The 24,207-nt window shown below is 71.6% G+C and carries 24 protein-coding genes; 14 read left to right on the forward strand and 10 right to left on the reverse strand.

Translation table 11 applies throughout. From position 1 onward, the window contains the following. Positions 1–67: 67 nt before the first annotated feature. Entirely contained in the window at positions 68–739 is a 672-nt protein-coding gene (lexA, locus tag ACH45E_RS14485) for a transcriptional repressor LexA (protein WP_361439070.1), read from the forward strand. A gap of 18 nt (positions 740–757) precedes the next feature. Here lexA and ACH45E_RS14490 read toward each other — a convergent pair whose 3' ends face one another. Next, entirely contained in the window at positions 758–946 is a 189-nt protein-coding gene (locus ACH45E_RS14490; protein ID WP_361439068.1) for a hypothetical protein, read from the reverse strand. 204 nt (positions 947–1,150) lie between these two features. On the opposite strand from ACH45E_RS14490, the gene ACH45E_RS14495 reads away from it, so the two are divergent. The 4 genes from ACH45E_RS14495 to ACH45E_RS14510 all read left to right on the forward strand — a co-directional run bounded on the left by ACH45E_RS14495 (position 1,151) and on the right by ACH45E_RS14510 (position 4,970). Continuing rightward, positions 1,151–2,299: a glutathione-independent formaldehyde dehydrogenase gene (locus tag ACH45E_RS14495; RefSeq protein WP_361439066.1), complete on the forward strand. Its 1,149-nt coding sequence runs from the start codon at positions 1,151–1,153 to the stop codon at positions 2,297–2,299. Between the two features lie 126 nt (positions 2,300–2,425). Continuing rightward, on the forward strand, positions 2,426–3,832 hold the full coding sequence (locus ACH45E_RS14500; protein ID WP_361439064.1) for an MBL fold metallo-hydrolase: 1,407 nt from the start codon (positions 2,426–2,428) through the stop codon (positions 3,830–3,832). Next, the gene (locus tag ACH45E_RS14505; protein WP_361439165.1) at positions 3,829–4,224 is read left to right on the forward strand and encodes a rhodanese-like domain-containing protein; all 396 of its coding nucleotides are present in this window, start codon (positions 3,829–3,831) and stop codon (positions 4,222–4,224) included. The genes ACH45E_RS14500 and ACH45E_RS14505 overlap by 4 nt, the downstream gene beginning before the upstream one ends. After that, a complete protein-coding gene (locus ACH45E_RS14510; RefSeq protein ID WP_361439063.1) occupies positions 4,221–4,970 on the forward strand; it encodes a sulfite exporter TauE/SafE family protein in 750 nt (249 codons plus the stop codon). Before ACH45E_RS14505 ends, ACH45E_RS14510 begins: the two co-directional genes overlap by 4 nt. A 34-nt stretch (positions 4,971–5,004) precedes the next feature. Here ACH45E_RS14510 and ACH45E_RS14515 read toward each other — a convergent pair whose 3' ends face one another. Beyond that, entirely contained in the window at positions 5,005–5,292 is a 288-nt protein-coding gene (locus tag ACH45E_RS14515) for a metal-sensitive transcriptional regulator (RefSeq protein WP_361439061.1), read from the reverse strand. A gap of 96 nt (positions 5,293–5,388) precedes the next feature. On the opposite strand from ACH45E_RS14515, the gene ACH45E_RS14520 reads away from it, so the two are divergent. Continuing rightward, entirely contained in the window at positions 5,389–5,973 is a 585-nt protein-coding gene (locus tag ACH45E_RS14520) for a rhodanese-like domain-containing protein (protein ID WP_361439059.1), read from the forward strand. Positions 5,974–6,032: 59 nt separating this feature from the next. Next, positions 6,033–6,776, forward strand: coding sequence for a class I SAM-dependent methyltransferase (locus tag ACH45E_RS14525; protein WP_361439057.1), 744 nt, complete (start codon positions 6,033–6,035; stop codon positions 6,774–6,776). On the opposite strand, the gene ACH45E_RS14530 is transcribed toward ACH45E_RS14525, so the two are convergent. Beyond that, positions 6,770–8,152 (reverse strand): glycoside hydrolase family 43 protein, encoded by a 1,383-nt coding sequence (locus ACH45E_RS14530; RefSeq protein WP_361439055.1) that lies wholly within the window; start codon positions 8,150–8,152, stop codon positions 6,770–6,772. The genes ACH45E_RS14525 and ACH45E_RS14530 overlap by 7 nt on opposite strands. Positions 8,153–8,326: 174 nt before the next feature. Here ACH45E_RS14530 and ACH45E_RS14535 point away from each other — a divergent pair, with 174 nt between their 5' ends. After that, on the forward strand, positions 8,327–8,719 hold the full coding sequence (locus tag ACH45E_RS14535; protein ID WP_361439053.1) for a hypothetical protein: 393 nt from the start codon (positions 8,327–8,329) through the stop codon (positions 8,717–8,719). Here the strand turns inward: ACH45E_RS14535 and ACH45E_RS14540 are convergent. Further along, positions 8,680–9,681 (reverse strand): M23 family metallopeptidase, encoded by a 1,002-nt coding sequence (locus ACH45E_RS14540; RefSeq protein ID WP_399040716.1) that lies wholly within the window; start codon positions 9,679–9,681, stop codon positions 8,680–8,682. The genes ACH45E_RS14535 and ACH45E_RS14540 overlap by 40 nt on opposite strands. Before the next feature lie 271 nt (positions 9,682–9,952). On the opposite strand from ACH45E_RS14540, the gene ACH45E_RS14545 reads away from it, so the two are divergent. Both ACH45E_RS14545 and ACH45E_RS14550 read left to right on the forward strand, forming a co-directional pair. Further along, on the forward strand, positions 9,953–12,295 hold the full coding sequence (locus ACH45E_RS14545; RefSeq protein ID WP_361439049.1) for a glycosyl hydrolase family 95 catalytic domain-containing protein: 2,343 nt from the start codon (positions 9,953–9,955) through the stop codon (positions 12,293–12,295). 89 nt (positions 12,296–12,384) lie between these two features. After that, positions 12,385–12,813, forward strand: coding sequence for a hypothetical protein (locus ACH45E_RS14550; protein ID WP_361439047.1), 429 nt, complete (start codon positions 12,385–12,387; stop codon positions 12,811–12,813). Here ACH45E_RS14550 and ACH45E_RS14555 read toward each other — a convergent pair. Further along, on the reverse strand, positions 12,792–13,571 hold the full coding sequence (locus ACH45E_RS14555; protein WP_361439045.1) for a helix-turn-helix transcriptional regulator: 780 nt from the start codon (positions 13,569–13,571) through the stop codon (positions 12,792–12,794). The genes ACH45E_RS14550 and ACH45E_RS14555 overlap by 22 nt on opposite strands. Before the next feature lie 86 nt (positions 13,572–13,657). On the opposite strand from ACH45E_RS14555, the gene ACH45E_RS14560 reads away from it, so the two are divergent. Next, entirely contained in the window at positions 13,658–14,614 is a 957-nt protein-coding gene (locus tag ACH45E_RS14560) for an LLM class flavin-dependent oxidoreductase (RefSeq protein ID WP_361439043.1), read from the forward strand. Here the strand turns inward: ACH45E_RS14560 and ACH45E_RS14565 are convergent. Next, a complete protein-coding gene (locus tag ACH45E_RS14565) occupies positions 14,602–15,579 on the reverse strand; it encodes a YafY family protein (RefSeq protein WP_361439041.1) in 978 nt (325 codons plus the stop codon). The two genes, ACH45E_RS14560 and ACH45E_RS14565, sit on opposite strands and share 13 nt — an antisense overlap. Before the next feature lie 117 nt (positions 15,580–15,696). Here ACH45E_RS14565 and ACH45E_RS14570 point away from each other — a divergent pair, with 117 nt between their 5' ends. Continuing rightward, entirely contained in the window at positions 15,697–16,101 is a 405-nt protein-coding gene (locus ACH45E_RS14570; RefSeq protein WP_361439039.1) for a VOC family protein, read from the forward strand. Positions 16,102–16,109: 8 nt separating this feature from the next. Here ACH45E_RS14570 and ACH45E_RS14575 read toward each other — a convergent pair whose 3' ends face one another. The 3 genes from ACH45E_RS14575 to ACH45E_RS14585 form a co-directional block, all read right to left on the reverse strand. Then, positions 16,110–17,492: a hypothetical protein gene (locus tag ACH45E_RS14575; RefSeq protein ID WP_361439037.1), complete on the reverse strand. Its 1,383-nt coding sequence runs from the start codon at positions 17,490–17,492 to the stop codon at positions 16,110–16,112. An 8-nt stretch (positions 17,493–17,500) separates the two neighbouring features. Then, positions 17,501–18,925 (reverse strand): cytochrome P450, encoded by a 1,425-nt coding sequence (locus ACH45E_RS14580; RefSeq protein ID WP_361439035.1) that lies wholly within the window; start codon positions 18,923–18,925, stop codon positions 17,501–17,503. Positions 18,926–19,133: 208 nt separating this feature from the next. Continuing rightward, complete coding sequence (locus ACH45E_RS14585; RefSeq protein WP_361439033.1) at positions 19,134–20,042, reverse strand: hypothetical protein; 909 nt, start codon at positions 20,040–20,042, stop codon at positions 19,134–19,136. A 494-nt stretch (positions 20,043–20,536) separates the two neighbouring features. Between ACH45E_RS14585 and ACH45E_RS14590 the strand changes: the two genes are divergently transcribed. Together ACH45E_RS14590 and ACH45E_RS14595 are read left to right on the forward strand one after the other, a co-directional pair. Beyond that, positions 20,537–20,731: a hypothetical protein gene (locus tag ACH45E_RS14590; RefSeq protein ID WP_361439031.1), complete on the forward strand. Its 195-nt coding sequence runs from the start codon at positions 20,537–20,539 to the stop codon at positions 20,729–20,731. A gap of 157 nt (positions 20,732–20,888) precedes the next feature. Further along, the gene (locus ACH45E_RS14595) at positions 20,889–21,371 is read left to right on the forward strand and encodes a DUF4396 domain-containing protein (RefSeq protein ID WP_361439029.1); all 483 of its coding nucleotides are present in this window, start codon (positions 20,889–20,891) and stop codon (positions 21,369–21,371) included. A 21-nt stretch (positions 21,372–21,392) separates the two neighbouring features. On the opposite strand, the gene ACH45E_RS14600 is transcribed toward ACH45E_RS14595, so the two are convergent. Further along, entirely contained in the window at positions 21,393–24,203 is a 2,811-nt protein-coding gene (locus ACH45E_RS14600; RefSeq protein ID WP_361439163.1) for an ABC transporter permease, read from the reverse strand. Positions 24,204–24,207: the final 4 nt, after the last annotated feature.

Consider the following 24,207-nt stretch of genomic DNA (forward strand, 5'->3'; position numbering starts at 1 on the left):
TGTTCCATTCACGGGGTGCGGCGGGTTAAGGTCACGCTCTGAGAGATCTTGTGCGGAGGTGCCCGGTATGGAGAACAGCGAGCCCGCGCGCCGGGGACGGCCGCCGGGCACCCGGTCCGCCGAGGGCGAGCTCACCCCCCGCCAGCAGGACATCGTCCGTTTCATCACCGAGACCGTCCAGCGGCAGGGCTACCCGCCGTCCATGCGCGAGATCGGCCAGGCCGTCCGTCTCGCCAGCACCTCCTCCGTCGCGCACCAGCTGATGACACTGGAGCGCAAGGGTGTCCTGTACCGCGATCCACACCGGCCGCGGGCCTACCGCGTACGGGTCTCCGCGGCCCCGGAGCCGGGCGCTCCGGCCGAGCAGCCCGTTCAGGTGCCGCTGGTCGGCCGTATCGCCGCCGGCGCGCCGCTGCTCGCCGAGGAGATGGTCGAGGACGTCTACACGCTGCCGCGCCAGCTGGTCGGCGAAGGCGAGTTCTTCGCGCTGACGGTGTCCGGCGACAGCATGATCGACGCGGCGATCTGCGACGGGGACATCGTCACCGTGCGGCGCCAGGACAGCGCCGACCACGGCGACATCGTCGCCGCCCTCATCGAGGACGAGGCCACGGTCAAGGTGCTGCGTCGCCAGGAGGGGCAGGTCTGGCTCATGCCCCGCAACCCCGCCTACGACCCGATCCCCGGCGACCAGGTGCAGATCCTCGGCAAGGTCGTGAGCGTGATGCGCGCGCTGTGAGCGCGGTGCGCGGACCGCTCAGTGGCCCGGTGCGTCGTCCGGCTGGATGTCGGCGAACTCCCACCAGGCGAGCGGCAGCCAGTCACCGTCGACGAAGCCGTCGACGGAGCCTCCGGTGCCTCGTATGGCCACCCGGGTGCCCTCCGGGTAGGTGGTGCCGGACAGGCCGGTGACTGCCACGAGCAGTGTTCCGAGACGACGCGACAAAGTGATCAATCCTTCCGGAACGGCGCAGAACCGGACTCTGCGTCCTCTGGGTGCAAATCGTCTCATCATGTACCAGCCTGGTATATGAGCCACAGCACAGAAGACCGATCGAATTCGCGGGCCTGTCGCTGAGAAGGGCAGTGGGCCCTCGGCATCGTCTTCCTCACTGTGACCGCGCCTTATGTCCAGTGGAGGTGCTTGAGGATGAGGGCTGTCGTGTACAAGGGACCGTTCAAGGTAGCGGTCGAGCAAGTGGAGGATCCCAGGATCCAGCACCCGAACGACGCGCTCGTACGTGTCACGTCGACCGCCATCTGCGGCTCGGACCTGCACATGTACGAGGGCCGCACCGCCGCGGAGCCGGGGATCGTCTTCGGTCACGAGAATCTCGGGGTCATCGAGGAGACCGGCGACGGAGTCACCACGCTCAGCCGCGGCGACCGGGTCGTCATGCCCTTCAACGTGGCCTGCGGATTCTGCAAGAACTGCACGGCCGGTTTCACGGGCTTCTGCCTCACGGTGAACCCGGGTTTCGCCGGCGGTGCCTACGGCTACGTCGCGATGGGCCCCTACGTGGGAGGACAGGCGGAGTTCGTACGGGTGCCGTACGCCGACTTCAACTGCCTGAAGCTCCCCGAGGGCAATGACAAGGAGACCGACTTCGTTCTTCTCGCCGACATCTTCCCGACCGGCTATCACGGCAACGAGCTGGCCGACGTCCGCCCAGGTGACAGCGTCGCGGTGTACGGCGGTGGCCCGGTCGGGCTCATGGCCGCCTATTCCGCGATGCTGCGCGGCGCGAGCAAGGTGTTCGTGGTCGACCGGGTGACGGAGCGGCTGCAGAAGGCCGAGGAGATCGGCGCCGTTCCGATCGACTTCACCGAGGGCAACCCGGCGCAGCAGATCAAGGAGCAGATGGGAGGCCAAGGCACGGACAAGGGCATCGACGCCGTCGGCTACCAGGCCCAGGCCGCGGGGAAGAAGGGCGGCGACCGCGAGGAACCGGCGACCGTACTGAACTCGCTCGTCGAGACGGTCCGGCCGACGGGAGCGCTCGGCATACCCGGCCTCTACGTCCCGCGCGACCCCGGGGGACCGGACGCGCAGGCCAAGCAGGGCATGCTCATGGTCTCCATCGGGCGCCTCTTCGAGAAGGGGCTGCGCATGGGCACCGGCCAGTGCAACGTCAAGCGCTACAACCGCCACCTGCGTGATCTGATCATCGAGGACCGTGCGCGGCCGAGCTTCGTCGTCTCGCACGAGCTGCCGCTCGACCAGGCGCCGACGGCTTACGAGAAGTTCGACAAGCGGATCGAAGGCTACACCAAGGTCGTCCTCCACCCGCAGGCGTAAGAGCGCCGTCCGCCGGACGGCAACCGCAGACCGCCCTGCCGGGCGCTCCGGAAAAATACCCCCTGGGGTATCTGTGTTAGCGTGCAGATACCCCGGGGGGTAATTTCACGCTGAAGGGAGCGCCAGGTGTACTTCATCGACACCATCGAGACGACAGGGATCGGGAATCGCGGCTACCTCGCCGGCGGCGAGCGAACGGCGGTGGTCGTCGATCCACCCCGGGACATCGACCGGGTGATCGCGGCGGCGGCAAGGCGCGGCGTGCGGATAGCGCATGTCGTCGAGACGCACCTCCACAACGACTACGTCACCGGCGGTCCGGAACTGGCCCGCGTCACCGGTGCCGCCTACCTCGTCCCGGCCGCGGCCCGGGTCTCCTTCGAGCGGACACCCGTGCACGACGGGGACACCACGGCCGTCGACCCCGGCTCCGGGCTGGCCCTGCGGGCGATGGCCACCCCGGGCCACACCCCGCACCACACCGCCTACGTCCTGGAGCACGACGGGACGGCCGTCGCGGTGTTCACCGGGGGCTCGCTGCTGATCGGCACGGTGGGCCGCCCCGACCTGGTCGAGCCGCGGCTGACCGAGCGGCTGGCCCGCGCCCAGCACGCCTCCGCCCGCCGGCTGGCCGCCGAACTCCCCGACGACACGGAGGTGTTGCCCACTCACGGCTTCGGCAGCTTCTGCGCCTCCGGCCCGGACGCGGGCGGCGCCACGACGATCGGCAAGGAGAAGGCGGGCAACGACGCGCTCACCCAGGACGTGGACGCCTTCGTCACCGCTCTGCTGGCCGGGCTCGACGACATCCCCGCCTACTACGCGCACATGAGCCCCGCCAACGCCGCCGGACCCGCCCCGCTCGACCTGACGCCGCCCGCCCCGGCCGACGCCGGCGAGATCGCCGACCGGCTCGCCGCGGGCGAATGGGTGGTCGACCTGCGCAACCGGGTCGCGTTCGCCCAGGGGCATGTCGCGGGCTCCCTCAACTTCGAGGGAGAGGGCCAACTCGCCACGTATCTCGCCTGGTTGATCCCGTGGGGTAGGCCGGTGACGCTGCTCGCCGAGTCGGCCGGGCAGCTCGCCGCCGCCCAGCGCGAGCTGGCACGCGTCGGCATCGACCGGCCCGCCGCCGCGGCCACGAGCGCGCCGTCGGCCTGGGTGCGCACGGGGGAGCGGCTGAGCTCCTTCCCGCGGGCCACCTTCGCCGAGCTCGCCGGCCGCCGCCCGGATCACGGGGTGGTCGTGCTGGACGTCCGCCGCGACGTGGAACGGGCCGGCGGGTTCATCGCCGGATCGGTCCACATCCCGCTGCACCACCTGCGCCCGCGGATCGGCGAGATCCCAGACGGCGAGGTGTGGGTGCACTGTGCCGGCGGGATGCGCGCCGCCGTCGCCGCGTCACTGCTGGACGCGGCGGGCCGTGCCGTCGTCGCCGTCGACGACTCCTTCGACGCCGCCGAGCAGGCCGGGCTGGTCGTACGCGAAGGCGCGACGGGTCCGGGGTGCGCGGAGAGCGAGACGTGCCGATGACCTCGTCCCACCGTGACCCGCTCCGGGTCACCGCGCGCGAGGCGGCCGAGCGCACCGGTCACCACCCCGGGGGCGCGGCCCCGGCCGCCGACGGTGCCGGCTTCGCCATGCTGCTCGACTGCCGCGAGGCGGACGAGTGGCGGGCGGGGCACGCACCCGGGGCGGTCCATGTGCCGCTGTCCGCCCTGGCGGCCGGAGTGCCGCTGCCGCCCGAGGCGCGGGGACGGGCCCTCGTGGTCGTCTGCCGCTCCGGCAACCGCTCCCGCCAGGCCGCCGAGCTGCTCGTCACCCGGGGTTTCACGGCCGTGGACATGATCGGCGGCATGCGGGACCGGGTCCGGGCCGGACTGCCCGTCGTCGGCGCTCGGGGTGGGGACGGCACGGTCTCGTGAGTGCTCTGATACTCGCCCTGGCGGCCGGGGCCGTCATCGGTCTGGCGCTGGGGGCGCTCGGGGGCGGCGGCAGTGTTCTGGCCGTGCCCGCCCTGATCTATCTGCTCGGCTTCACCCCGGTCGCGGCCACCACCGCGAGCCTGGTCATCGTGAGCGTCACATCGGCCACCGCGCTGGCCGGGCACGCGCGCGAGGGCGGTGTCCGCTGGGGCACGGGACTGCTGTTCGCGGCGGCGGGCACCGTGCCGGCGATGCTGGGCGGCGCGGCCGCCGGGAGGCTGCCGAACACGGTGCTGACCGCAGCCTTCGCCGTGGTGGCGGCCGGGGCCGCGATCCGGATGCTGCGCCGGCGCCCGGCACCGGAATCGCACCGCCCGGTACGGCCCGGGAGGGCGGCGGCGGCCGGCGCGGGCCTGGGCGCCGTCACCGGAGTGCTCGGCGTCGGCGGCGGCTTCCTCGCCGTACCGGCCCTGGTGGGCGTGGTCGGCCTGCGGATGCGGGCGGCGGTGGGCACCAGCCTGCTGGTCATCACCGTCAACTCACTGGCCGCTCTCGCGCTGCGCGCCGGGACGGCCGACGGGCCGGACTGGGCGGTCATCGGCCCGTTCGCCGGGGCGGCGATCCTCGGCGCCTGGGACGGGAAACGCCTGGCCACGAGGGTCTCCGGGCCCGCGCTGCAGCGGATCTTCGCCTTGGTGCTGCTGGCCGTGGCCGCCTTCATGCTGATCGACGCGGTGGCCGTCTGATGCGCACGACCCCCGGACGCGCGTGGGCGGTGCCTCACGCCAGCGACAGGAACAGTTTCTCCATGCGGGCGCGCATCTGCTCGGCGTCCTCGCCGTTCTTACGGCCGGACTCGATGTCGGCCACGCACTGCTGCAGACCGGTCGCGATGATCGCGAAGCCGGCCCGGTCGAGGGCGCGGGACGCGGCGGCCAGCTGCGTGATCACGTCCTCGCAGTCACGGCCTTCCTCGATCATCCGGATCACGCCCGAGATCTGACCCTGCGCACGGCGCAGCCGGTTCAGCACGGACTTGAGTTCGGCTCCCGCGAGATCCAGCTCCACGACCACTCCTCGAAATATACCCCTGGGGGTACTGTACGTCCCTTTTCGGGACGGCGTCGACCACCGGGATCACCACCACGAAGGATCACACCTGCCATGACCGCTCCCGTCACGCCCTGCGCCCTCACCACGGACGAGGCCCGCACCCGGCTGCACGAGTTCACCGTCATCGACGTGCGCACCCCCGGCGAGTACGCCTCCGGCCACCTGCCCGGCGCCCTGAACATCCCCCTCGACCACATCAGGCGCGCACTCCCCGGTATCCGCCACGCCGCCGGGCACGGCGAGGTCCTCGTCGTCTGCGCCTCCGGCGCGCGTTCCCAGAAGGCCTGCGAACTGCTGGCCGAGCAGGGCGTACGGAGTACCACCCTCGCCGGTGGCACCGGAGCCTGGGCGGCCGGGGGCCACGACCTCAACCGCCCCGCGTCCCGCGCCGCACGGGCCGGCTGGAGCATGGAGCGCCAGGTGCGCTGCACGGCCGGCACGCTGGTACTCCTGGGCCTGGTCCTCGGCCTGCTCCACCCGGCCTTCCTGATCCTCTCGGCGGGTGTCGCGGGCGGCCTCGTGTTCTCCGCGCTCACCGACACCTGCGGCATGGCCCGCGTCCTCGCCGAGCTGCCCCACAACCGCCCGCGCGCCGCCGACCTCGACGCGGCGTCGGCGGCCCTGCACGGCCGGTGAGTGCCCGGTCTCGTAATCCGTTGGCACGGAGGCGAGTCGGCGTGCCAGCCTGGGGCGTCATGGAGCAGGATGTGTGGACCGAGCAGGTGGCCCGGACGTACGACGAATCGTCCGCGTACATGTTCGCGCCCAAGGTGCTGGAGCCCGCGGTCGAGTTCCTGGCGCGCCGCGCGGAGGACGGGCCGGTGCTGGAGTTCGCGGTCGGTACGGGGCGGGTCGCCCTGCCGCTGCGGGAGCGGGGCGTGGCCGTCAGCGGAGTCGAGTTGTCGGAGCCCATGGTGCGGGAGCTGCGCCGTAAGCCCGGCGGGGACGGCTTGCCGGTGACACCGGGGGACATGGCCCGGGTGCGGGTGCCGGGCGAGTTCAGCCTCGTCTACCTGGTCTACAACACCATCAGCAACCTGCTCACCCAGGACGAGCAGGTCGCCTGCTTCCGCAATGCCGCCCGTCACCTGCGTCCCGGCGGCCGGTTCGTCATCGAGGTCGGCGTGCCCGACCTGCAACGGCTGCCGCCGGGGGAGAGCGCCCGGCCGTTCCACATCGGCGAGAACCACGTCGGCTTCGACACCTACGACCTGGTGAACCAGCGTCTGGTCTCCCACCACTTCCGCCTCACCGACGGCCGGGCCGAGGCCGTCCGCTCCCGCCACCGCTTCGTGTGGCCCTCCGAGCTGGACCTGATGGCCCGGCTCGCGGACCTCGAACTCCGCGAACGGTGGGCCGACTGGAACGAGGCCCCGTTCACGGCGGACAGCCGGGCGCACGTCTCCGTATGGCAGAAGCCGTACGACGTGGGTCAGTAGCCCACGCGGAAGGTCGCGTCCTGCTGCTCGGTGGCCGTGGAGACCGGGTCGATGCGCAGGGCGTAGTCGTAGTGGCGGATGTAGCGGGTCGGGTTGTTGTAGGAGCGGAAGGACGACCAGCTCGCGTCGGCCAGGCCCGCCGTCCGGTAGAAGGTGGCGTCCGCCGCGAACGTCGACGTGCCGTCGTTCACGTCGAGTTGCAGTTGGTAGTTGTAGTGCCGCAGATAGCGGGTCGGGTAGTTGACCGACTGGAAGGAGACACCGGAGCCGTCCGCGAGGCCGGGGACGAGCTTCCACTGTGAGTCGGTGTACGGGTCGAAGGGGTACTCGTCGATGCGGCCGGCGAAGTTGGAGTGGCGGACGTAACGCGCCGGGAAGTTGTAGGACTTGAGGCGGTTCCAGGCGGGAGCGCCCCACTTGGCGACGAGGTTGTCGTACTGGGTGGCGGTGATCGTGGTGATGCCGCAGTGCTTGGAGTTGACCGGCTGGGTGTACGTCTTCTGGTCCAGCGCCGTCCAGGTGCCCGCCGAGAGGTCGGTGGACTGCCAGGCGTAGAAGACGCCGTTCGGGGTGTAGGTGTCGCCCCACAGGTAATAGGTGCTGGCCGTCAGGGACTTGACGAGGGTCGGAGCCTCGGTGCCGCCGTGGGCGGCCGGGGTGCTGAAGACGGAGAAGCTGCCCGGGTCCAGCGAGGTGGAGCGGGCGCCGACGAGGGTCTGGTCCTTCTTGAAGTAGAGGTAGTTGACGCCGCCCGCACCGACGGCCATGTCGCCGTCGATGACGTCGTAGCCGGGGTCGAAGAAGACCTGGGGGGAAGAGACGGTGACGAAGTCGGTCGTGTAGTTGACCATGATGACGTTGTGGCCGCTGCTGTTGACCGCGGAGTAGATGAGCGCGTACTGGCCGCGGCCGGCGTCCCAGAACGCCTCCGGAGCCCAGCAGTGCGTGTTCATGTCGTGCAGCTTCAGCCGGTGGTAGCCGGTGAAGGTACGCAGGTCGGTCGAGTTCCACACATGCACGTACTGGCTGACGTAGCTCCAGTCGGTGCCCTTGAGGTCGGTGGCGAGGACCACGAAGGTGCCGTCCTGTTTGCGCAGGATGAACGGGTCGCGCAGCCCGAGCGCGCCCTCGGTGGGGGTGACCACGGGGTTGTTCTGGTTGAGCGGCATCCAGTTCAGCGAGTCCTGGCTGACGGCGAGGTGGAGGCCGTAGTCGGTGCCGGTGCCGTTCGGGGACTCGGTGAAGTAGCCCATGACGTACGCCGAGTCGGCGGCCCGGGCGGTGCCGGTGCCCAGGGTCAGCGCGCCGGTCATGGCCAGGGGAGCGGCGGCGGCCGTGCGCAGGACGAGTCGACGGCTGGGGAGGGGGCGGCTCATACGTACTCCAGTGATCGATCAGTGTCGATATACCGAACGTGGTTCGGTGAGGCGATCAGAAGGTAGGGCGTGGCCATGTGCGCGTCAATCACTCTGCTCATGCTTTGTGATTTCTGTGGGGCCGGAAGGCGTGAGCGGAGGGGTCACTGCACGCGTCAGCCACCGAACCTACGGTTGCCGGAACGTTCCGGCACCTCCGCGACGGCGGAGCCCGTCGTCCGGTCCTCCGGACTCCGCGCGGCGGCCGTCGGCGCGGACCTGCTGCTGGCGTCGTGCGAGGACTGCTCGGCGATGCGGACGGCGGAGCCACCCGATCACGGCGATCGACCTGCGTCCACGGGGCATGGGGGCGAGAGCGCCCGTCTGCTGTGCGAGTTCCCGCCCGGGGAGGCCCCCGAGGGGACGGTGCGCGCCCTGCCCGTCGTCCTCGACGTCCGGGCGCACCCGACGACTCAACCCGCCGAGCGCCCCCTGCGCGCGGCCGCGGCATCCACGCCACGGCGGGCCGGCGCGGTGCCCGTGCCGTTTCAGCGGCTCGTAGCGAGCCACGGCTGCGGATCGGTGTAGTAGCCGCCGTAGACGACCTCGAAATGCAGGTGCGGGCCGGTGGACAGGCCTGTGGAGCCGACCCGGCCGATCGGGGCGCCCGTCCGCACGGTCTGGCCCGCGGTGACCTGGAGGGCGGAGAGGTGGCTGTAGGTGGTCTGGAGGCGTTTGCCGCCGATGGTGCCGTGGTCGATGACGATGCGGTTGCCGTACGCCTTGGTGAGGGCGGCGAACACGACCCGCCCCTGTCGCGCGGCGGACACCTGGGCGCCCTGCGGCGCACCGAAGTCGACGCCGGTGTGGAGTTTGGTCACTCCGGTGAGGGGGTGCTTGCGCGAGCCGAAGGGCGAGGTGACCGTGAGTGTGCTCACGGGCGCGCTGAGAACGGCGCTCGCCGGCTGCTCGGCGCCGTCGCCCGTGTCCTCGTGGTCGAAGCTCGCGTAGCGCGCGAAGCGGGTCCTCACCTCGCTGAGATAGGTGCGCGCCGCCGCGGGCACGCGCCCCGCCGTCGCCACGGCGTCCTCTCCCACCGCGTAGGCGGCCAGGGTCAGGTCGACCAGGTCCCCCGAGACGGTCCCGTCGGTCCGCAACTCGGTCACCTTCGTGGCGAGGGAACAGTCCTGCCTGCCCAGGGCCATGATGGCGTCCGGCTCGTCCAGGGGCGAGGAACGCCCGTTGCCGTCCTCGTCCTTGCCCCACCGCCGCCAGTCGGTCTCCGTGAAATCGGCGATACCGGCCTTGCCCTGCTCCTTCGGGTCGTTCCGCCAGCCGGAGAGCTGGTCGATCTGGGCGGCGAGGACCGACGGAGTGAGGACCGCGCACCCTCCGGCGGCCTTGCGCAGCCAGGGCCCGTACGCCGCGTTCACACCGCTCGCGCCGTCCGGCCGGGACGCCGCGTCATCCGCGCCGTCCGGGGCGAGACCGCCCGTCAGAATCAGAAATCCGGCGACACCCGAGGCCGCGACCAGCGCCGGCAACACCATCAGCGTGAACGGACCGGGGCCCCGGCGGCGGGGGCGTGGCGTGCCCTCCGAAGGGGCATGCGGGTGGGGCCTGCTGTGCACAGGCGGACGCTATCCGGCTGCTGAACGGGCGTCACCGGACAGTGAGGCAGAGCGATGTGCCCGAAGAGGCAGATCTGACACACACTCCGCACACATCCGAGCTATCCCGGCATATTGACGCACCCCCGCCACTTCTCTACGTTTTCTTCTGGGATAGCTCCGATGTATTACTCGAGCCGCCGGAGGTACCGTGCCCAGCCCGTCCAGACGTACCGTCCTCGCCACCGGATCCGCCGTCGGCGGCGCACTGTTCACCCCCGGCCTGCCCGCGACGGCGACGGCGGCGGACCGTCCCGGCGAAGCCGCGAAGCCCTCCGACCCCTGGCGCACCGTCCTCGACGACGCCGACCTGGTCTGGCAGCGGATGCCGACGACCTGGTACGAGGGTCCGTTCCTCGGCAACGGCTTCCTCGGCTCGGGGATCTACGCCGAGCCGGACGCCGACCCTGAGGCCGGACCGGGCGCCGCGTCGAGCGCCGTGCGCTTCAACGTCCAGCACTCCGAAGTGCAGGACCACCGCCCCGAGTTCGGCTCCCTCTTCGGTCTGGCCCGGCTCCCGATCGGGTACTTCACCCTGGAGCCGGTGGGCACGATCACCGGCCTCGACTGGCGGCTGTCGCTGCACGACGCCGAGCTGACCGGCACCCTCACCACCGACCGGGGCACGCTGGCCCTGCGCGCCCTGGTCCACAACGACCGCTCCGTCCTGGCCGTGGAGGTGACGCCCAGCGAGGGCGAGCGCGGCTTTTGCTGGGTGTTCCACCCGGCGGACGCGATCAGCCCGCGGGCCGCCTTCAAGCCGCTGCCGGACGGCTACCGGGGCAACCCGCCCGCCGAGGTGGCCGACCACGACGGTGTGACCGCCGCCGTGCAGCCGCTGCTGGCGGGCGGACAGCATGTCACCGCGTGGCGGGAGCGGACCAGGGGCCGCACGCGGACGCTGTACGTCCACGTCGCGCACTCCTACCCGCGGGCCACGGCTCTGGACCGGGCCCTGAAGACGATCCGCGGCACCGCCCGGCTCTCCTACTCCGCCCTGGCGGCGACCCACCGCGACTGGTGGCACGCCTACTACCGCAAGAGCTTCCTGTCCCTGCCCGACGCCCGTATCCAGCGCTTCTACTGGATCCAGCTGTACAAGGCGGCCTCCGCCGCCCGCCGCGACGCCCCCGTGATGGCGACGAGCGGCCCCTGGCTGGAACCCACCCCGTGGCCCAACACCTGGTGGAACCTCAACGCCCAACTGGAGTACTGGCTCGTCCACGGCTCCAACCACCTCGAACTCGACGCGATCACCCGGTCGTTGAGCGAGTTCCGGGACAACCTCGCCAAGGAGGTCCCGCAGCCGTACCGCGCCGACTCGCTCGGCATCCCCCGCACCACCGACCCCCACCTGGTCAACGGCGCGGCCGACCCCCTCACCGGCTACGGCGTCGGCATCCCCGGCCAGGACCCGCCGACCCCCGAAGTCGGCAACCTCACCTGGGCGCTGCACAACGTCTGGCTCAGCCACCGCCACACCATGGACCAGACGATCCTCCGGTACGTCCTCTTCCCCCTGCTGCGCAAGGCGGTCAACTACTACCTGCACTTCCTCGAGCCCGGCCCGGACGGCCACCTGCACCTGCCCGCCACCTTCTCCCCGGAGTACGGCGGCGACTCACGCGACTGCAACTACGACCTGATGCTCCTCACCTGGGGCTGCCGCACCCTCCTCGAAGCGGCCGAACTCCTCGGCGTCGACGACCCGCTGGCGCCGCGCTGGCGCGAGGTACTGGCCAAGCGCGTGCCGTACCCGACGGACGAGAACGGCTTCATGATCGGCGCGGACATCCCCTTCGCGAAGTCCCACCGCCACTACTCGCATCTGCTCGCCGTGTACCCGCTGTACGAGGTGACCGGCCGCACCCCCGGCGAACGCGCCCTCATCGAGAAGTCGCTGGCGCACTGGGTCGGCTTCGAGGGCGCTCTCCAGGGCTACACCTTCACGGGCGCCGCCTCGATGTCGGCGCTGCTCGGCAAGGGCGAGGACGCGCTGAAGTACCTCGGTGAACTGATGGCCCGCTTCATCCAGCCCAACACCATGTACAAGGAGTCGGGCCCGGTCATCGAGACACCCCTGTCGGCGGCCCAGTCCCTGCACGACATGATCTGCCAGTCCTGGGGCGGGGTCATCAGGGTCTTCCCCGCCCTGCCCGCCGCCTGGCCGGACCTGACCGTGCATCACTTCCGTACGCAGGGAGCCTTCCTGCTGAGCGCGGTCCGCCGGGGCGGCGCCACCCGCTGGGTACGACTGGTCAGCGAGGCGGGCGCGCCCTGTGTCGTACGGCATGGAATCACCCGACCGGTCGACATCCGGGACGGGCAGGGCCGCCCCCTGCGACACACCGACGCCGGCGACGGCACGGTCCAAGTGACCCTGCGCAGGGGCGAGTCCGCGCTCATCACGGCCAAGGGCGACCGGCCCGACCTGGCCATCGAGCCCGTGCCCCCGATCGGAGAGGCGCCCCGCTGGGGGCTGCCCGCCACCTGAGCGCTGCCGGGCCCCATTCCCCGCGGGGAATTGTCGGTCTCCCTCGTGCGCCGCAGGATCTGTTCCCAAGTGATCTGATCGGCAAGGAGATGCACGTGATCGACATCGACCCGCAGGACGTGGCCGACCGCTACATCGCACAGTGGAACCTCCCGGAGGCCACCGAACGCCGCGCGGCCATCGAGCGGCTGTGGGCCGAGGACGGCGCCCACATCCTCCAGCCGCCCGAGGAGATGCGGCGGATCGCCGCGGAACTCGGCTTCGGCCACACGACGCTGGAGGCCCAGGGGTACGATGCCATCGAGACCCGGGTGGCACGAAGCCACGAGCGTTTCGTCGAGAAGGCGGGGTTCACGTTCCGGGCGTGCGGCGACGCGGTACGCCTCCACGGCATGGTCAGGTTCGGCTGGGAGGCCGTGTCCGCCGAAACCGGCGCCGTGGCGGGCGGCGGCTCGGAGATCCTCGTGCTCGACGAGACCGGGCGGATCAAGACCGACTACATGTTCCCCGGCGCCTGACCCCCGGCGCCCGAGGCTGGTGGCCCGGCGGCCGCGGTGAGAGCCTCGGCCGTCGCCGGGTCGGCCGGCAGGAACGCCTCCAGCTTCAGCTCCGCGAGAGTGACGTCGACGGCGGTGGCGAAGGTCGTCACCGTCGTCATCAGACGCAGCTCACCGTACGAGGACCGCAGACGCAGCGGAACCGCGAAACCGAGATGCCCGGCGGACGGCTCCAACTCGGGAACGTACGAGGTGAGTTCGGCGCGCAACTCGGCCAGGTGGCCGAGACGTGCCAGGATGTGGCGCGCCCATTCGGCGAGGTTGTGGATGCGGGGAGCCACGCCGTTGGGGTGCAGCGCGAGGCGGTAGACGTTCGTGCCCGGGCCCAGCAGCTCGGGGGCCGCACCCTCGGTGATCACGTCGAACGCGGTGTTCGCCGCGATCAGATCACCGCCCCGGTCCACCACCAGCGCCGGATACGGCAGATGCCCGCGCAGGATGTTGTCGATCGCCGTGCGTACGGGTGCCAGCACCGGGTCGTCGAGTGAGCTCTCGGGGTAGGCGGGCGCGAACCCGGCGGCCAGCAGCAGTTCGTTGCGCTCCCGCAACGGCAGTTCCAGCGACTCGGCCAGACGCACGACCATGTTGCGACCGGGGGCGGACCTGCCGGATTCGATGAAGCTGAGATGCCGCTGGGTGGTGCCCGCCCGCAGCGCCAGGTCGAGCTGGCTGAGATGACGGCCGGTACGGCGTTCGCGAAGCGCACGAGGGAAGTCCACGGCCCTGTTGTAACGGTCCGGGCGTGCTCCGGGCCATTCCTCCCGGGGAATTGTCGCCGGCCGCGGTGGTGATGAACATCGGCGGCATGGACATCGGTGTACTGCTTCCGACCGGAACCGCCCAGTGGGGTGCGGCCGACGACCCCCGCACGCTCGTCGAACTCGGCCGCCGGGCCGAACGGCTGGGCTTCTCCTCCCTCTTCGTCAACGACTCACTGATCAGCCCGCGCATCGAAGCGCTCACGATGCTGGCCGCGCTCGCCCCGGCGACCGGGGCCGTGACCCTGGGAACGGCCGCGCTGATGCCGTTCCTGCGCCGGCCGGTCCAGGCCGCGCAGTCACTGGCGTCGATCGACCTGTTGTCCGCCGGCCGGCTCACCGTGACCGTCGGCGCCGGCTTCCCCGGCCGCTTCGGACGGCCTCTCTACACCCTGTCCGAGCTGCCCTGGGAGCGGCGCTTCGCCCGCCTGGACGAGACCGTCGCCCTGTGGCGGGCCCTGTGGGAAGGCGCCGGCTCCTTCCACGGCGAGATCCTCCGTTTCGACGACCTTCCACCCGCGACCCGGCCCTACCGGACCGGCGGCCCGCCCATCTGGCTCGGCGGCGCGACCCCTGCCGCGCTGGCCCGGACCGGCCGGCTGTACGACGGATGGCTGCCCTACCCGCCCGACCCCGCCGACTACGCCTCCGGCCTCCGCGACATCCGCACGGCGGCGGCCGACGCCGGACGCGCGGCCGAGGACATCACCCCCGCGCTGTTCGTGTCGGTGCGGATCGACGACGACGTGGAGAGCGGCCGCCGGGCACTGGACGAGTACGCGCGGGCCACATACGGCATGCCCCTGGTGGAGCTGGAAAGGATCCAGGCCGTCGTCACCGGCACGGCCGAGCAGGTACGTGAGGGTCTACGACGGTACGTCGCCGCCGGCGCCCGGCACATCGTCGCCCGCCTCGGCGCCGTGGGCCTGCGCGCCCAGCGCGACCAGCTGGAACGAGTCGCGGACCTGATCCCTGCCGTACAGGCCACGGCTCAGTCCCGCTGAGCGGCGAACCGGGCGAATCGTTGCGCCAACTCTTGCACCAGGGTGCGTAGTTCGGCAGGCCTTCGCACCACGAACGGGCAGTCGAGCCCGGCGATCAGGGGCGGGATCCAGTCCAGCCGCTCGGCGCGGAGCCGGACCCGGAACCACGTCTCGTCGGCCTCGTCGGCCTCGTCGACGAGCGCGATGCCTTCGGGGAATGCCGACCTGATGTGCTCCATCGTGCCCTGCACGAGAATCTCGACGTCGTGGGTCCACGGGGTCCCGGCGAGCGCGGCCAGCGTGTGCGAGGCGGCATCGAAGTTCTCGGGCCGGTCGAAGGAGCCCGGCAGCACGCGCAGGTGACGCGCCCGGTCCACCCGGAAGGTCCGTACGTCTCCGGACTCGGTATCCGCGCCGGTGACGTACCAGCGGCCCGAGTGGGCCACGAGACCGTACGGGTGGACGACCCGGCGGCTGACCCTGCCGTCACGGCTGCGGTACTCCATCGACACCGGGTGCCGGTCGGCGGAGGCTTCGGCGAGCGTGAGCAGGACGCGCCCGCCCGGGCCCTCGGCGCCGCGGCCGGCGGTCGCCGTGAAGCTGGTCGTGGCCAGCAGCGCGTCCAGCCGTCGGCCCAGCGGTTCGGGCAGCACGCGGCGCAGCTTCGCGACGGCGGTGCCGGCGGCGGCGTCCGGCGTCGGGGCCGGTCCCGCCCGGTGCACGGTGATCAGTCCGAGCACGGTGGCCAGCGCCTCGTCCTCCGTGAGCATCAGTGGGGGCATCCGGTACCCGCGTGCCAGCCGGTAGCCGCCGTAGCGTCCGCGTACCGACTCGACGGGTACATCGAGGTCGATCAGGTGATCGACGTAGCGGCGGACCGTGCGCGCGTCCACGCCCAGCCGCCCGGCGAGGTGGGCGACCGTATGGACGCCTCCCGCCTGAAGAATCTCGAGGAGAGCGAGCACACGTGCGGTGGGACGACTCATGCGGCCAAGTCTCTCCCGGATACCGGGCGGATCCTGTCCTGTATCCGTCCTACGGTCTCCACAGGGCGCGGCACAGCGCCCTGACACACCCACGCGAAGCAGCCCGAGGAGTCCGCCATGCAGTTCGCTTCGATCCGCATCATCACCGACAACGTCGACCGCATGATCGAGTTCTACGAGAGGGTGACGGGCCGGACCGCGAAGCGCTTCACCGACGACTTCGCCGAGTTCCGCACCCCCGCCGGGACCCTCGCTCTCGCGAGCGTCCGCACGGTACGGCCGCTCGGCGCGCGGGCGCCGCGACCGGCCGCCAACGAGAGCGTGATCATCGAGTTCCTCGTCGACGACGTGGACCGCGAGTACGACAGGCTCCGCCCGCTCGCCGTCGAGTTCGTGAACGAGCCCACGACCCAGCCCTGGGGCAACCGTTCCCTGCTGTTCCGGGACCCCGACGGCAACCTGGTCAACTTCTTCGCACCGGTCACCCCCGAGGCCGAGCAGCGCCTCCTGGGCGCGGAATGACGGCCTGCCTACGCGGGCACGCCCGCCCTGTCGAGGAGCCGGTGCATGTCCTCGGCGGGGAGGGCGGGATTGCCGGCGGCGGCACCGAACGGGTCCGGACCGGCCAGCAGTTCTCGCAGTCGCGCCAGGGGGAGCCGCGGATCCCGGGCGGCCGATTCTTTCATCTCCGGCTCACGGCTGAGCCGGTCCAGGAACTCCGGAGTCAGCGCGGGATCACGCAGCACGAGCCGGCGACGTTCGGGATCGGCAGAGCCGGCGAAGCGGGCCGCCAGCCCCGCCGTGGGAAACCGAGGGTTGGTGACGAGCATCTTCACGGCACGGTGCTCGCCGTTGAGATACAGGTCGAGCAGTAGCTCCGGCGGCGGTTCGGGATGGAACTCGCACAGCAGCAGCCGTACGGCGAAGTCCTCGTCGCGCGCCAGCAGTTCGACCATGTCCGGCGGCAGGCCGGGACACACGGCGGCGCTGCGCCGCAGCCAGGGGTGTGCCGAGGTCGCGCACCGCCGCAGGAGGCCGGCGTCCTCGCGGGCGCCCCACACCCATTCCAGGGGGCTCAGGCGCGCTTCGGGCGCCACGGTGTAGTCGATGGCCGCGCGTTCCCGTTCGGTCAGTTCCGCCCGTGCGGAGACCACCAGCCGTACGTGCGGATCCGGGTGGACGGCCAGCCGCCGGACCAGGTCCACAGGAAGGCCGGGGTTGGCGGCGACGGCCGACGGGTGTTCGTCCGCGGCGACGAGACGCTCGGCGAGGTCCCGGCCGAGCCGCCCGGTTCGCAGCACGTCGGCCAGCAGCCAGGAGTCGCCGAGGCTCTCCACGAGCCATGCGGTCCAATCCGCGTCCTCGTGGCATACGCGCAGTGCGGCAGCCTGCCGTACCTCCGGGTCCTCGTCCCGGAGCAGCGCCTGTCGCGCGGACTCGGGGAGCTGGTCCCATGCGCGGCAGGACGCCCGGCGGAACACGCGGTCCGCATGGTCCGCCAAGCCGGCCAGGACGTGAGCGGGCATGGTGGGCGAGACCGCGGCCTCATGGCGGACACGTTCGTCCGGATGCGCGAGCAGCCGCTCGTACGCCCAGTCGGGCATCGCTTCCACCCCGGTCCGGTACGTCAAAGGGCCTGTGGCGATCAGAAAGCCGACCTTCCAGAGCGGGTCGTCGACGAGCCGGGCGCGCTGGGCGGGATCGGCGTTCCAGCTCTCGGCGAAATCCATTCGCAGGTCAGGGTCGGGGTCGGCCAGGATCGCCTCGACCACCTCCGGCGGCAGGTTCCCGCGCTGGGCGACGTACCTTCTGATGGACCGGTCGCCGTGTTTCAGGAGCCGAAGCAGCACACTGCCCGGGGCGGCCGCGTTCCACGACAACCACGTGAGCGCGCCCTCGTACTGATCGGTCATCCTGTTCGTCAGCCGCCCGTGCGGATCAGTCCGGTCAGGTACCGCCACAGTGACGACCGCCGCTTGGCGGCCTGGTCCGGGGCGAGCGCCTCGGTGTCCTCGGTGTCCTCGACAGCCTCCGGCTCCGGTGTCCGCGACGCGGGGAACACCGCGGGGGCGGCGAGTTCGTACCGTACGGGCAGGGACCGCAGGCCGCGCATGAACGGGGAGGACCGCCAGGGGAGTTGGTCGACGGGGAGGGCGAGCTCCAGGTGGGCGAAGCGCTCGATCAGACGGCTCACGGCCGCCGCGGCGATCGTGGAGGCCAGCTCCCGGGCCGGGCACTGGCGTGGGCCCGCGCCCCAGGACAGGTGCGCCCGGCTGCTGATCGTGGAGCCCGGGGTCATCTGACCGGCGAAGAGCGGGTCGGCGTGCGCGGCGGAGGAGGAGACCCACACCGGGTCACCGGCGCGGATGGTGTACGCGCCGAGCCGGGTGTCCTGGGCCGCGAACCTCGGCACGAAGTTGACCAGCGGCGGCTTGCGCATGACCACCCGGTTCATCGTCTCCCGCACCATCCCGGCGGACAGCACCGTCCGTACGCCGCCGTCGACCTCGCCGGAGATCACCTCGACGACGGTGTTGGAGATGAGGATCCCGACGTGGTCGGAGGTCATGCCGAGCAGCATGAACAGCTCGCGGGCCAGTTCGTCGACGGACAGGTCGGGGTGGGCGGCCAGCAGGAGGGAGGGGAAGTCGTCGCCGGGCTCGCGGATCTTGGCGGCCGCGAGTTCGGCGAGCGTCTCCAGGAGCCGCCCGAGGGCGGGTTCCGCGTCCGGGCCGGCGTCCAGGACCCGCCACATGTCCATCAGGGCGTCATCGCCCTGGGCGCCGGGGAAGCCGAGGAGATGACTCGCCGCCATCAGCGGCAGGGGCCGCGAGAACTGTGCCGACAGGTCGGCGTGGCCGGTGCCGCCGCCCTGTCCGAGCAGGGTGATGAGCTCGTCGGCGTAGGACGTGACGGCCGCGCGGAGCCGCTTGGCCTGCGGCCGGCGCGGGTCCTGGAAGGGCCGCAGGGCCGCGTCCCACGCCGTGCGCAGCGTGCGGTAGCCGGAACCGCCCTGGATGAGGACGTGGTTGACCTCCAGGGAAGGGGCCAACGGCCAGTCCGCGGGCACCCGGCCCTCCGTGCGGGCCCGCCAGTTCTCCAGCCCCTTCGGCCAGGCCGGGTCGTCCTGCAGCACCTGGAGCGACTCGCGGTAGCCGAGCACCAGCCACGCCGGCACGCCCAGCAGATCGACGGGCGCGACCGGCCCGTGCCGCTCGCGCAGCCGCTCGTACACCAGGGCGGGGCGCGTCTCGTAGTCGCGTGTCAGCAACGGCTGCGGGTCGAGGTCCTCCAGGCGTGCGCCACCGAGCTTTGTCGGTCCCCCGTCGACCAGGTGCGATTCCATCGTGCTTGCAGCCCTCCGACGCTCCCCGCAACGGCCCGTCACAGGTGAATGGTTGAGGGCCGGAGGGGAGACCCTACCTCAGGGTGCCCGCCTGATCCATGGCGGGGTACCGGCGAGTAGTAAGCCGTTGACATCGGCCGTCCGCGTCAGCCACGCATGCGTTCCTCGGCGGCGGACACGACCTCCCGGCGCCGGCGGTGCGCGTATTTCATGGCTGCTCGCCGCGCAGCTGCTCGATGGCGTCCAGGACTCCCTTCCGGCGGGCGTGCGTACGCTCGTACGCTTCGATCAGCGTCAGGTCCGACTGGGACAGCGTGCCCAGCCGCCGATGGATCTGATCCGTGCTCAGCTGGCTGAACCCGTGGATCGGCAGGTCCTCCTCGCTCCGCACCGCGCCGAGGACCTCCTCGGGACTGGGGCTGGGCCGGTTTCCCTGCCGCACCGCACCCTCGGCGACGTCCTTGGCCTTCCGGACGCCACTTTGGATCACGTCACCGGCCTGGACGATGGCGGTCCGCACCGTCCGGACCGCCGCGTCGGCCAGACCGCCGTCGCGGCTTACGCCCGGCCCGAAGACGACGGCGGAATCCGCCACGGCACGGGCGTGCTCGGCGAGGCTCTCCTCCAGTTCCAGCAGCAGTTCCTCGTCCTGGCGGCGCAGCGACGCGAGCAGCGCGGCGGTCGTCTCGTCGTCCACCTGCTCGGCGAGCACCTCTCCGGCCCGGCACGTCGCCAGCGCCCGCGCGGCGGCCGAGTACTCGCTCTCCGCGTTCCGCAGCAGCCGTCGCGCGTCGGCCGGGCGCCTGTCGGGCAGCATGCCCCTGACGGCCGCCGCCCCGATGTTCAGCGGCAGCATCGCCGTGCGCACCGCGCCGTGCGAGACGTACCGCGTCATACTCGCCGCCGTGCCCACGAGCCCCTGCGGTTGCAGCTCGCGCACCTGACGCTGGATGCGCTGCACACCGACCTGGACCTCGGCGGCCTGGCGTTCGAGCATCTCCCGGTGCGGGCCCGCCGGAGTGACCGTCGCATCCGCCCGGAGCCGGTCGAGGACCGCGGCGTGAGCCTGGCGTGCGTCCTCCAGCGCCGGTACGAGCTCCTCCGTCATCACTGCCATACGAGGCTCCCTCGGGGAACAAGGTGGGCGGGCAACCGGCACCATCCTGCGGCAGCCGGGCCAAGATCGCCCGCTGGGCCGGCGCCCGGTGTCGCCGCACTGATCCGTCCGGGTGAGGCCGCACGGTTGCGGGAAATCCGTTGAATCTGCACACCGCCCCTGAGTGGTGGTCACGCCCGGGCCGCGGCCCGGGGATCCGGGCGTCCGAGTGGCCGCCGCGTGCCGAGGGCAATGGCCGCGCGTGCTGCGGCGCAGCGGGCCCTGTGAAGGAGTGGGTGTCCTCGGTCACCGGGTCGTCACGCCGGTGAAGGTTGCATTCGCGATGGGGTCCGCTCGGCTCGTACGTGGCTGGCCGTCCCCTGAACGGGCGTGCTTTGATCCTTCGCGTGGCGCAGGTCGCCGGTATCGGCTCTCGCTTGACGGCTCGCGCTGTCGGGGATCGGGCGAGCGGACTACGTCATGGAAAAGTGCCTATGTGAAGGGAACAGCGCGTCATGAACCATGCCTCCCGGGTGGAGACGGCCCAGATATCCGACGCCGACCTGGACCGCGTCTCCGGCGGCCTCGCGGCAGGCGGCTCCGGGGGTCTCCACATCGAGACGCCGGTCGCGGACCTCTGCGCCGACCTGCTGGCCGTCGCCACGCCCGACGGTCTTACGGCGGGCGGAAGCGTCACCGCCACGCACTGACGGCAGCGTCTGCGCGTCCATGGGTCCCGGATCACGTGATCCGGGACCCATGGCGTTGTCCGAGGAGATTCGCCGTCCCGGCGGGTCGGTGGGGAATACCCCTGGGGGGTATCTGGTTGGTCCTGGTGGAGAGCTCATCCGACATGAGGAGTCCACGATGGACCACAGCGCGCACGAACACGAGCACGAGCACGGGCACTTCTCTCACGGCACTTGGCGGACGGCCGCACAGGCGACGTTGCACTGCCTGACCGGGTGTGCCATCGGCGAAGTCCTCGGCATGGTCGTCGGAACCGCCGCCGGCCTGCACAACGCCGCCACCGTCGTCGTCTCGATCGCGCTGGCCTTCGTCTTCGGCTACGCGCTGACCATGCGCGGTGTGCTGCGTGCCGGACTGCCCGTCCGGCGGGCGCTCAAGGTCGCGCTCGCCGCGGACACGGTGTCCATCGCGGTGATGGAACTGATCGACAACACCGTCATGGTGGGTGTGCCCGGAGCCATGGATGCCGGGCTCACCGATGTCCTCTTCTGGGTATCGCTCGCACTCTCCCTCGTCCTGGCGTTCGCGCTGACCACTCCGGTCAACCGGTGGATGATCGGCCGCGGCAAGGGCCATGCCGTCGTGCACGCCTACCACTGACTCCGGGGCAGGGCGGTCCACTCATTCCGCCGCCAGCGCTTGAGCCGGGGCGATGCGGGACAGTGCGCGGATCGGTACGGCCAGGGCGCCGCAGACCAGGGCGATCCCGGCCAGGACGGCCAGGAGCGCGGCACCGGTCAGGGCGGGAAGGCGACCGTCGAGCACGCCCCGGCCGAGGGCGAGGACCCCCGCCAGGCCGACGACGGCTCCGGCCAGGCCGCCCAGGAGGGCGAGGCCGAGGCCCTCGTAGAAGGTGAGGCGGGCGAGTTCGCGTTTCGTCCAGCCGGTGGCGTGCAGGACGGCCAGGTCGGCGGCGCGCTCGCGCTGGGAGAGCACCAGGACGTCCACCGCCCCGGCCGCGCCGAGCAGCAGGGAGAGTACGGCGCTCAGGTAGTCGGCCGTGCGCGCCCGGGCGACGACCGCGTTGCCGAGCAGCGAACCGGCGACCTCGCCGCGGAAGGCGAGGGTGACGGACAACAGCACGGTGAAGGCGGCCACGCCGAGCGCCAGGCCGGTGGCGCCCAGGAGGGTACGGCCGCGGACGCGCAGCAGGTTGCGTGCGGCGAGACCGGCGACCGAACGGACGGCGGCGGCCCGGCGGGTGGCGGTCACCGCAGGCGTGACCGCGTCCAGGGGCCCGAGCCGGGTCGCCCGCCAGGCCGGGATCAGGCCCGCGACCACCGCGAGCAGCAGCGCGACGGGCAGGACCAGGACCGCCTTCAGTGCCGCGTGGGACACGTCCAGCAGGGTGCCCAGGACGAAGGCGAGGAGGGAGCCCAGCGCGCCCGCGCCGAGTCCGATCACCGCCAGTTCGCCGAGGATCAGCCGGAGGATCTCCGGGGCGCTCCAGCCGACACAGCGCAGCGTGCCGATCTCGGCGCGACGGGATCGTACGGAGGCCAGCGCGGCCTGGCCGAGGAAGAGCCCGCACACCACCAGCACCAGCACGAACAGGGCCGCGCTCTTGGTGTCCACGGCCCGCAGGATGCGCAGGGCCACGCCCTTGGCGACCCAGTTCTCGCTGATGCGGATCCCCGAGGGCAGCGCGACGGTCTGCGGTGCGGGCGAGCTGCCGACGGTGACCTCCACGTGCAGCTTCGGGTAGGCGGCGCTGATCTGCGCGGCGACGGCGTTGACCCGGGCCCGGGAGGCCGGGTCGACCCCGGTCACGCCCGCCACCCGGATACGGATGGCGCTGACCGGTGCCTTCTCCTGCGCGGTGGGCTTGTGGCGGCTGTGGGTGAACGCGGAGACCGAGTCGAGCGTGGTGAGCAAGGTGGGCGGCGCGCCGAGATAGCCGCCCAGATTGCGGTCGGGGCGCAGGGGCTGGTTGCCCAGGGCGCGGCGGGAGGCCGCGTCGGCGCCGGTGACCTCCGGGGACTGGTAGGTCTCCAGCGGCACCTTGGAGAGGGCGGAGAAGCCGCGCAGCTTGGCGGTGTCGTAACGGCCGACCAGACGCAGCATCGGGATGGGCGCGCGCCCCGAGTCCGGGCTGCCGCAGGACTTGTTGCCCATACAGTCCGTACCGGTGAGGCCGGTGACCGTACGGAACTGGGTGTCCGCGTTCTCCTCGGGGATGTCGGTCCTGGGCTGGTGGTCGAAGTTGTCCTGCCAGACGTCGGCGGACTGCGCGGACCGGGTCCGTGCGGTCAGGCCGTCCCCGGTGTCGCGGTAGGCGACCGGGCCGACCGTCCAGTAGTTGCCCGTCTGGAAGCTGACCGAGGAGCTCGCGGACCGGAAGGCGTGGTCGAGATCGCCGGCGACCTTGCCGACGGTGGTGCCGTGCAGGCCTTTGACGAAGGTGTGCGCGGCGGGGCTGCCCAGTTTGGCCGGCAGCGCGGACGGGTCGCCGGCGTCGAGCCGTTGCACGGTCGCCTTGACCCTGCCCGGGGTCAGGGTGTGGCTGCTGAGCATGATCGGGACCTGGTAGTCGTGCTGGCGCTGGGCCGCCGGGCCCTTGTCGAACGGGTCAGGACCCCAGACCGGCCGGTCCTTCGCCGTGAGCATCCGTCCGGAGGTGACCGCGGCACCGAGCCCGACGAGCCGGTCCTCGGCGGCCGGATCGATGGCCGACAGCAACACCGGGAAGGCGAACGGCACTTCGGCCACGGCCTTCCCCTTCCCCGACTGGCAGCTCAGGCGTGAGCGTGCGTCGGTGTCGAACGGGGAGGCCGGAGCGGGGTTGTACGGCGGCTCGGCCTGCGGTGTCAGCGTCGTACCGTCCGCACTCTGCGCCGTATCCGACTTGTCATAGTTGTAATACCAGCAGACGTAGTAGTCCCCGCGCTTCGCCTTCTCCTGCTCCAGACCCAGCAGTCCCGTGTCCTCCAGGAGGTCGTCACGGGAGACGATCCGGTTGCGGGTGAGGTAGACGTACTGGTCGGCGACCGGGTAGCTGCCGAGGCCCGCCGTCAGCGTCGGCTTGACGCGCAGCAGTTGCGCCGGGGCCTTGCCGTCCAGGAATCGGGAGACGTCCATCCGCAGCGTGGCGTGCACCATGAGGTAGCCGACGTTGGCGACGGGCGCGGCCACCTCGACTCCGGCCAGGTCCTTGATCCGCCGGTACTGGTCGAGGGTGATGCCGCCGAACACACCGGACAGGAAGTTCGCCTGTACCAGGCCGTGTTGCCGTTCGACGGCCGTGTCGGTGCCGGGCGGCCGGACCAGCACGTCGTACGCGGAGCGGGCGTTGCGCTGCACCAGACCGGTGGTCTGCGCGCGGCTGGTGGTCACGGCGGAGGTGAGCAGGGTGAAGCTGGTGGCGGCGACGAGGATCCCGGCGGCCAGGGCGAGGGCGCGGGCGCGGCGACGGCGTAGCTGGGAGAGGATCATGGCG

The sequence above is a fragment of the Streptomyces sp. NPDC020299 genome (genome assembly GCF_044387825.1).
Taxonomy (GTDB): domain Bacteria; phylum Actinomycetota; class Actinomycetes; order Streptomycetales; family Streptomycetaceae; genus Streptomyces.

Bases quoted from the DNA above. Each gene is read 5' to 3' on its own strand.
- ACH45E_RS14590 (WP_361439031.1), top strand. From the start codon at position 20,537: ATGAACCATGCCTCCCGGGTGGAGACGGCCCAGATATCCGACGCCGAC.
- ACH45E_RS14495 (WP_361439066.1), top strand. From the start codon at position 1,151: ATGAGGGCTGTCGTGTACAAGGGACCGTTCAAGGTAGCGGTCGAGCAA.
- ACH45E_RS14540 (WP_399040716.1), bottom strand. From the start codon at position 9,681: ATGGTGTTGCCGGCGCTGGTCGCGGCCTCGGGTGTCGCCGGATTTCTG.
- ACH45E_RS14565 (WP_361439041.1), bottom strand. From the start codon at position 15,579: ATGAGTCGTCCCACCGCACGTGTGCTCGCTCTCCTCGAGATTCTTCAG.
- ACH45E_RS14570 (WP_361439039.1), top strand. From the start codon at position 15,697: ATGCAGTTCGCTTCGATCCGCATCATCACCGACAACGTCGACCGCATG.
- ACH45E_RS14560 (WP_361439043.1), top strand. From the start codon at position 13,658: ATGGACATCGGTGTACTGCTTCCGACCGGAACCGCCCAGTGGGGTGCG.
- ACH45E_RS14600 (WP_361439163.1), bottom strand. From the start codon at position 24,203: ATGATCCTCTCCCAGCTACGCCGTCGCCGCGCCCGCGCCCTCGCCCTG.
- lexA (WP_361439070.1), top strand. From the start codon at position 68: ATGGAGAACAGCGAGCCCGCGCGCCGGGGACGGCCGCCGGGCACCCGG.
- ACH45E_RS14575 (WP_361439037.1), bottom strand. From the start codon at position 17,492: ATGACCGATCAGTACGAGGGCGCGCTCACGTGGTTGTCGTGGAACGCG.
- ACH45E_RS14585 (WP_361439033.1), bottom strand. From the start codon at position 20,042: ATGGCAGTGATGACGGAGGAGCTCGTACCGGCGCTGGAGGACGCACGC.
- ACH45E_RS14550 (WP_361439047.1), top strand. From the start codon at position 12,385: ATGCACGTGATCGACATCGACCCGCAGGACGTGGCCGACCGCTACATC.
- ACH45E_RS14595 (WP_361439029.1), top strand. From the start codon at position 20,889: ATGGACCACAGCGCGCACGAACACGAGCACGAGCACGGGCACTTCTCT.
- ACH45E_RS14525 (WP_361439057.1), top strand. From the start codon at position 6,033: ATGGAGCAGGATGTGTGGACCGAGCAGGTGGCCCGGACGTACGACGAA.
- ACH45E_RS14520 (WP_361439059.1), top strand. From the start codon at position 5,389: ATGACCGCTCCCGTCACGCCCTGCGCCCTCACCACGGACGAGGCCCGC.
- ACH45E_RS14505 (WP_361439165.1), top strand. From the start codon at position 3,829: ATGACCTCGTCCCACCGTGACCCGCTCCGGGTCACCGCGCGCGAGGCG.
- ACH45E_RS14530 (WP_361439055.1), bottom strand. From the start codon at position 8,152: ATGAGCCGCCCCCTCCCCAGCCGTCGACTCGTCCTGCGCACGGCCGCC.
- ACH45E_RS14580 (WP_361439035.1), bottom strand. From the start codon at position 18,925: ATGGAATCGCACCTGGTCGACGGGGGACCGACAAAGCTCGGTGGCGCA.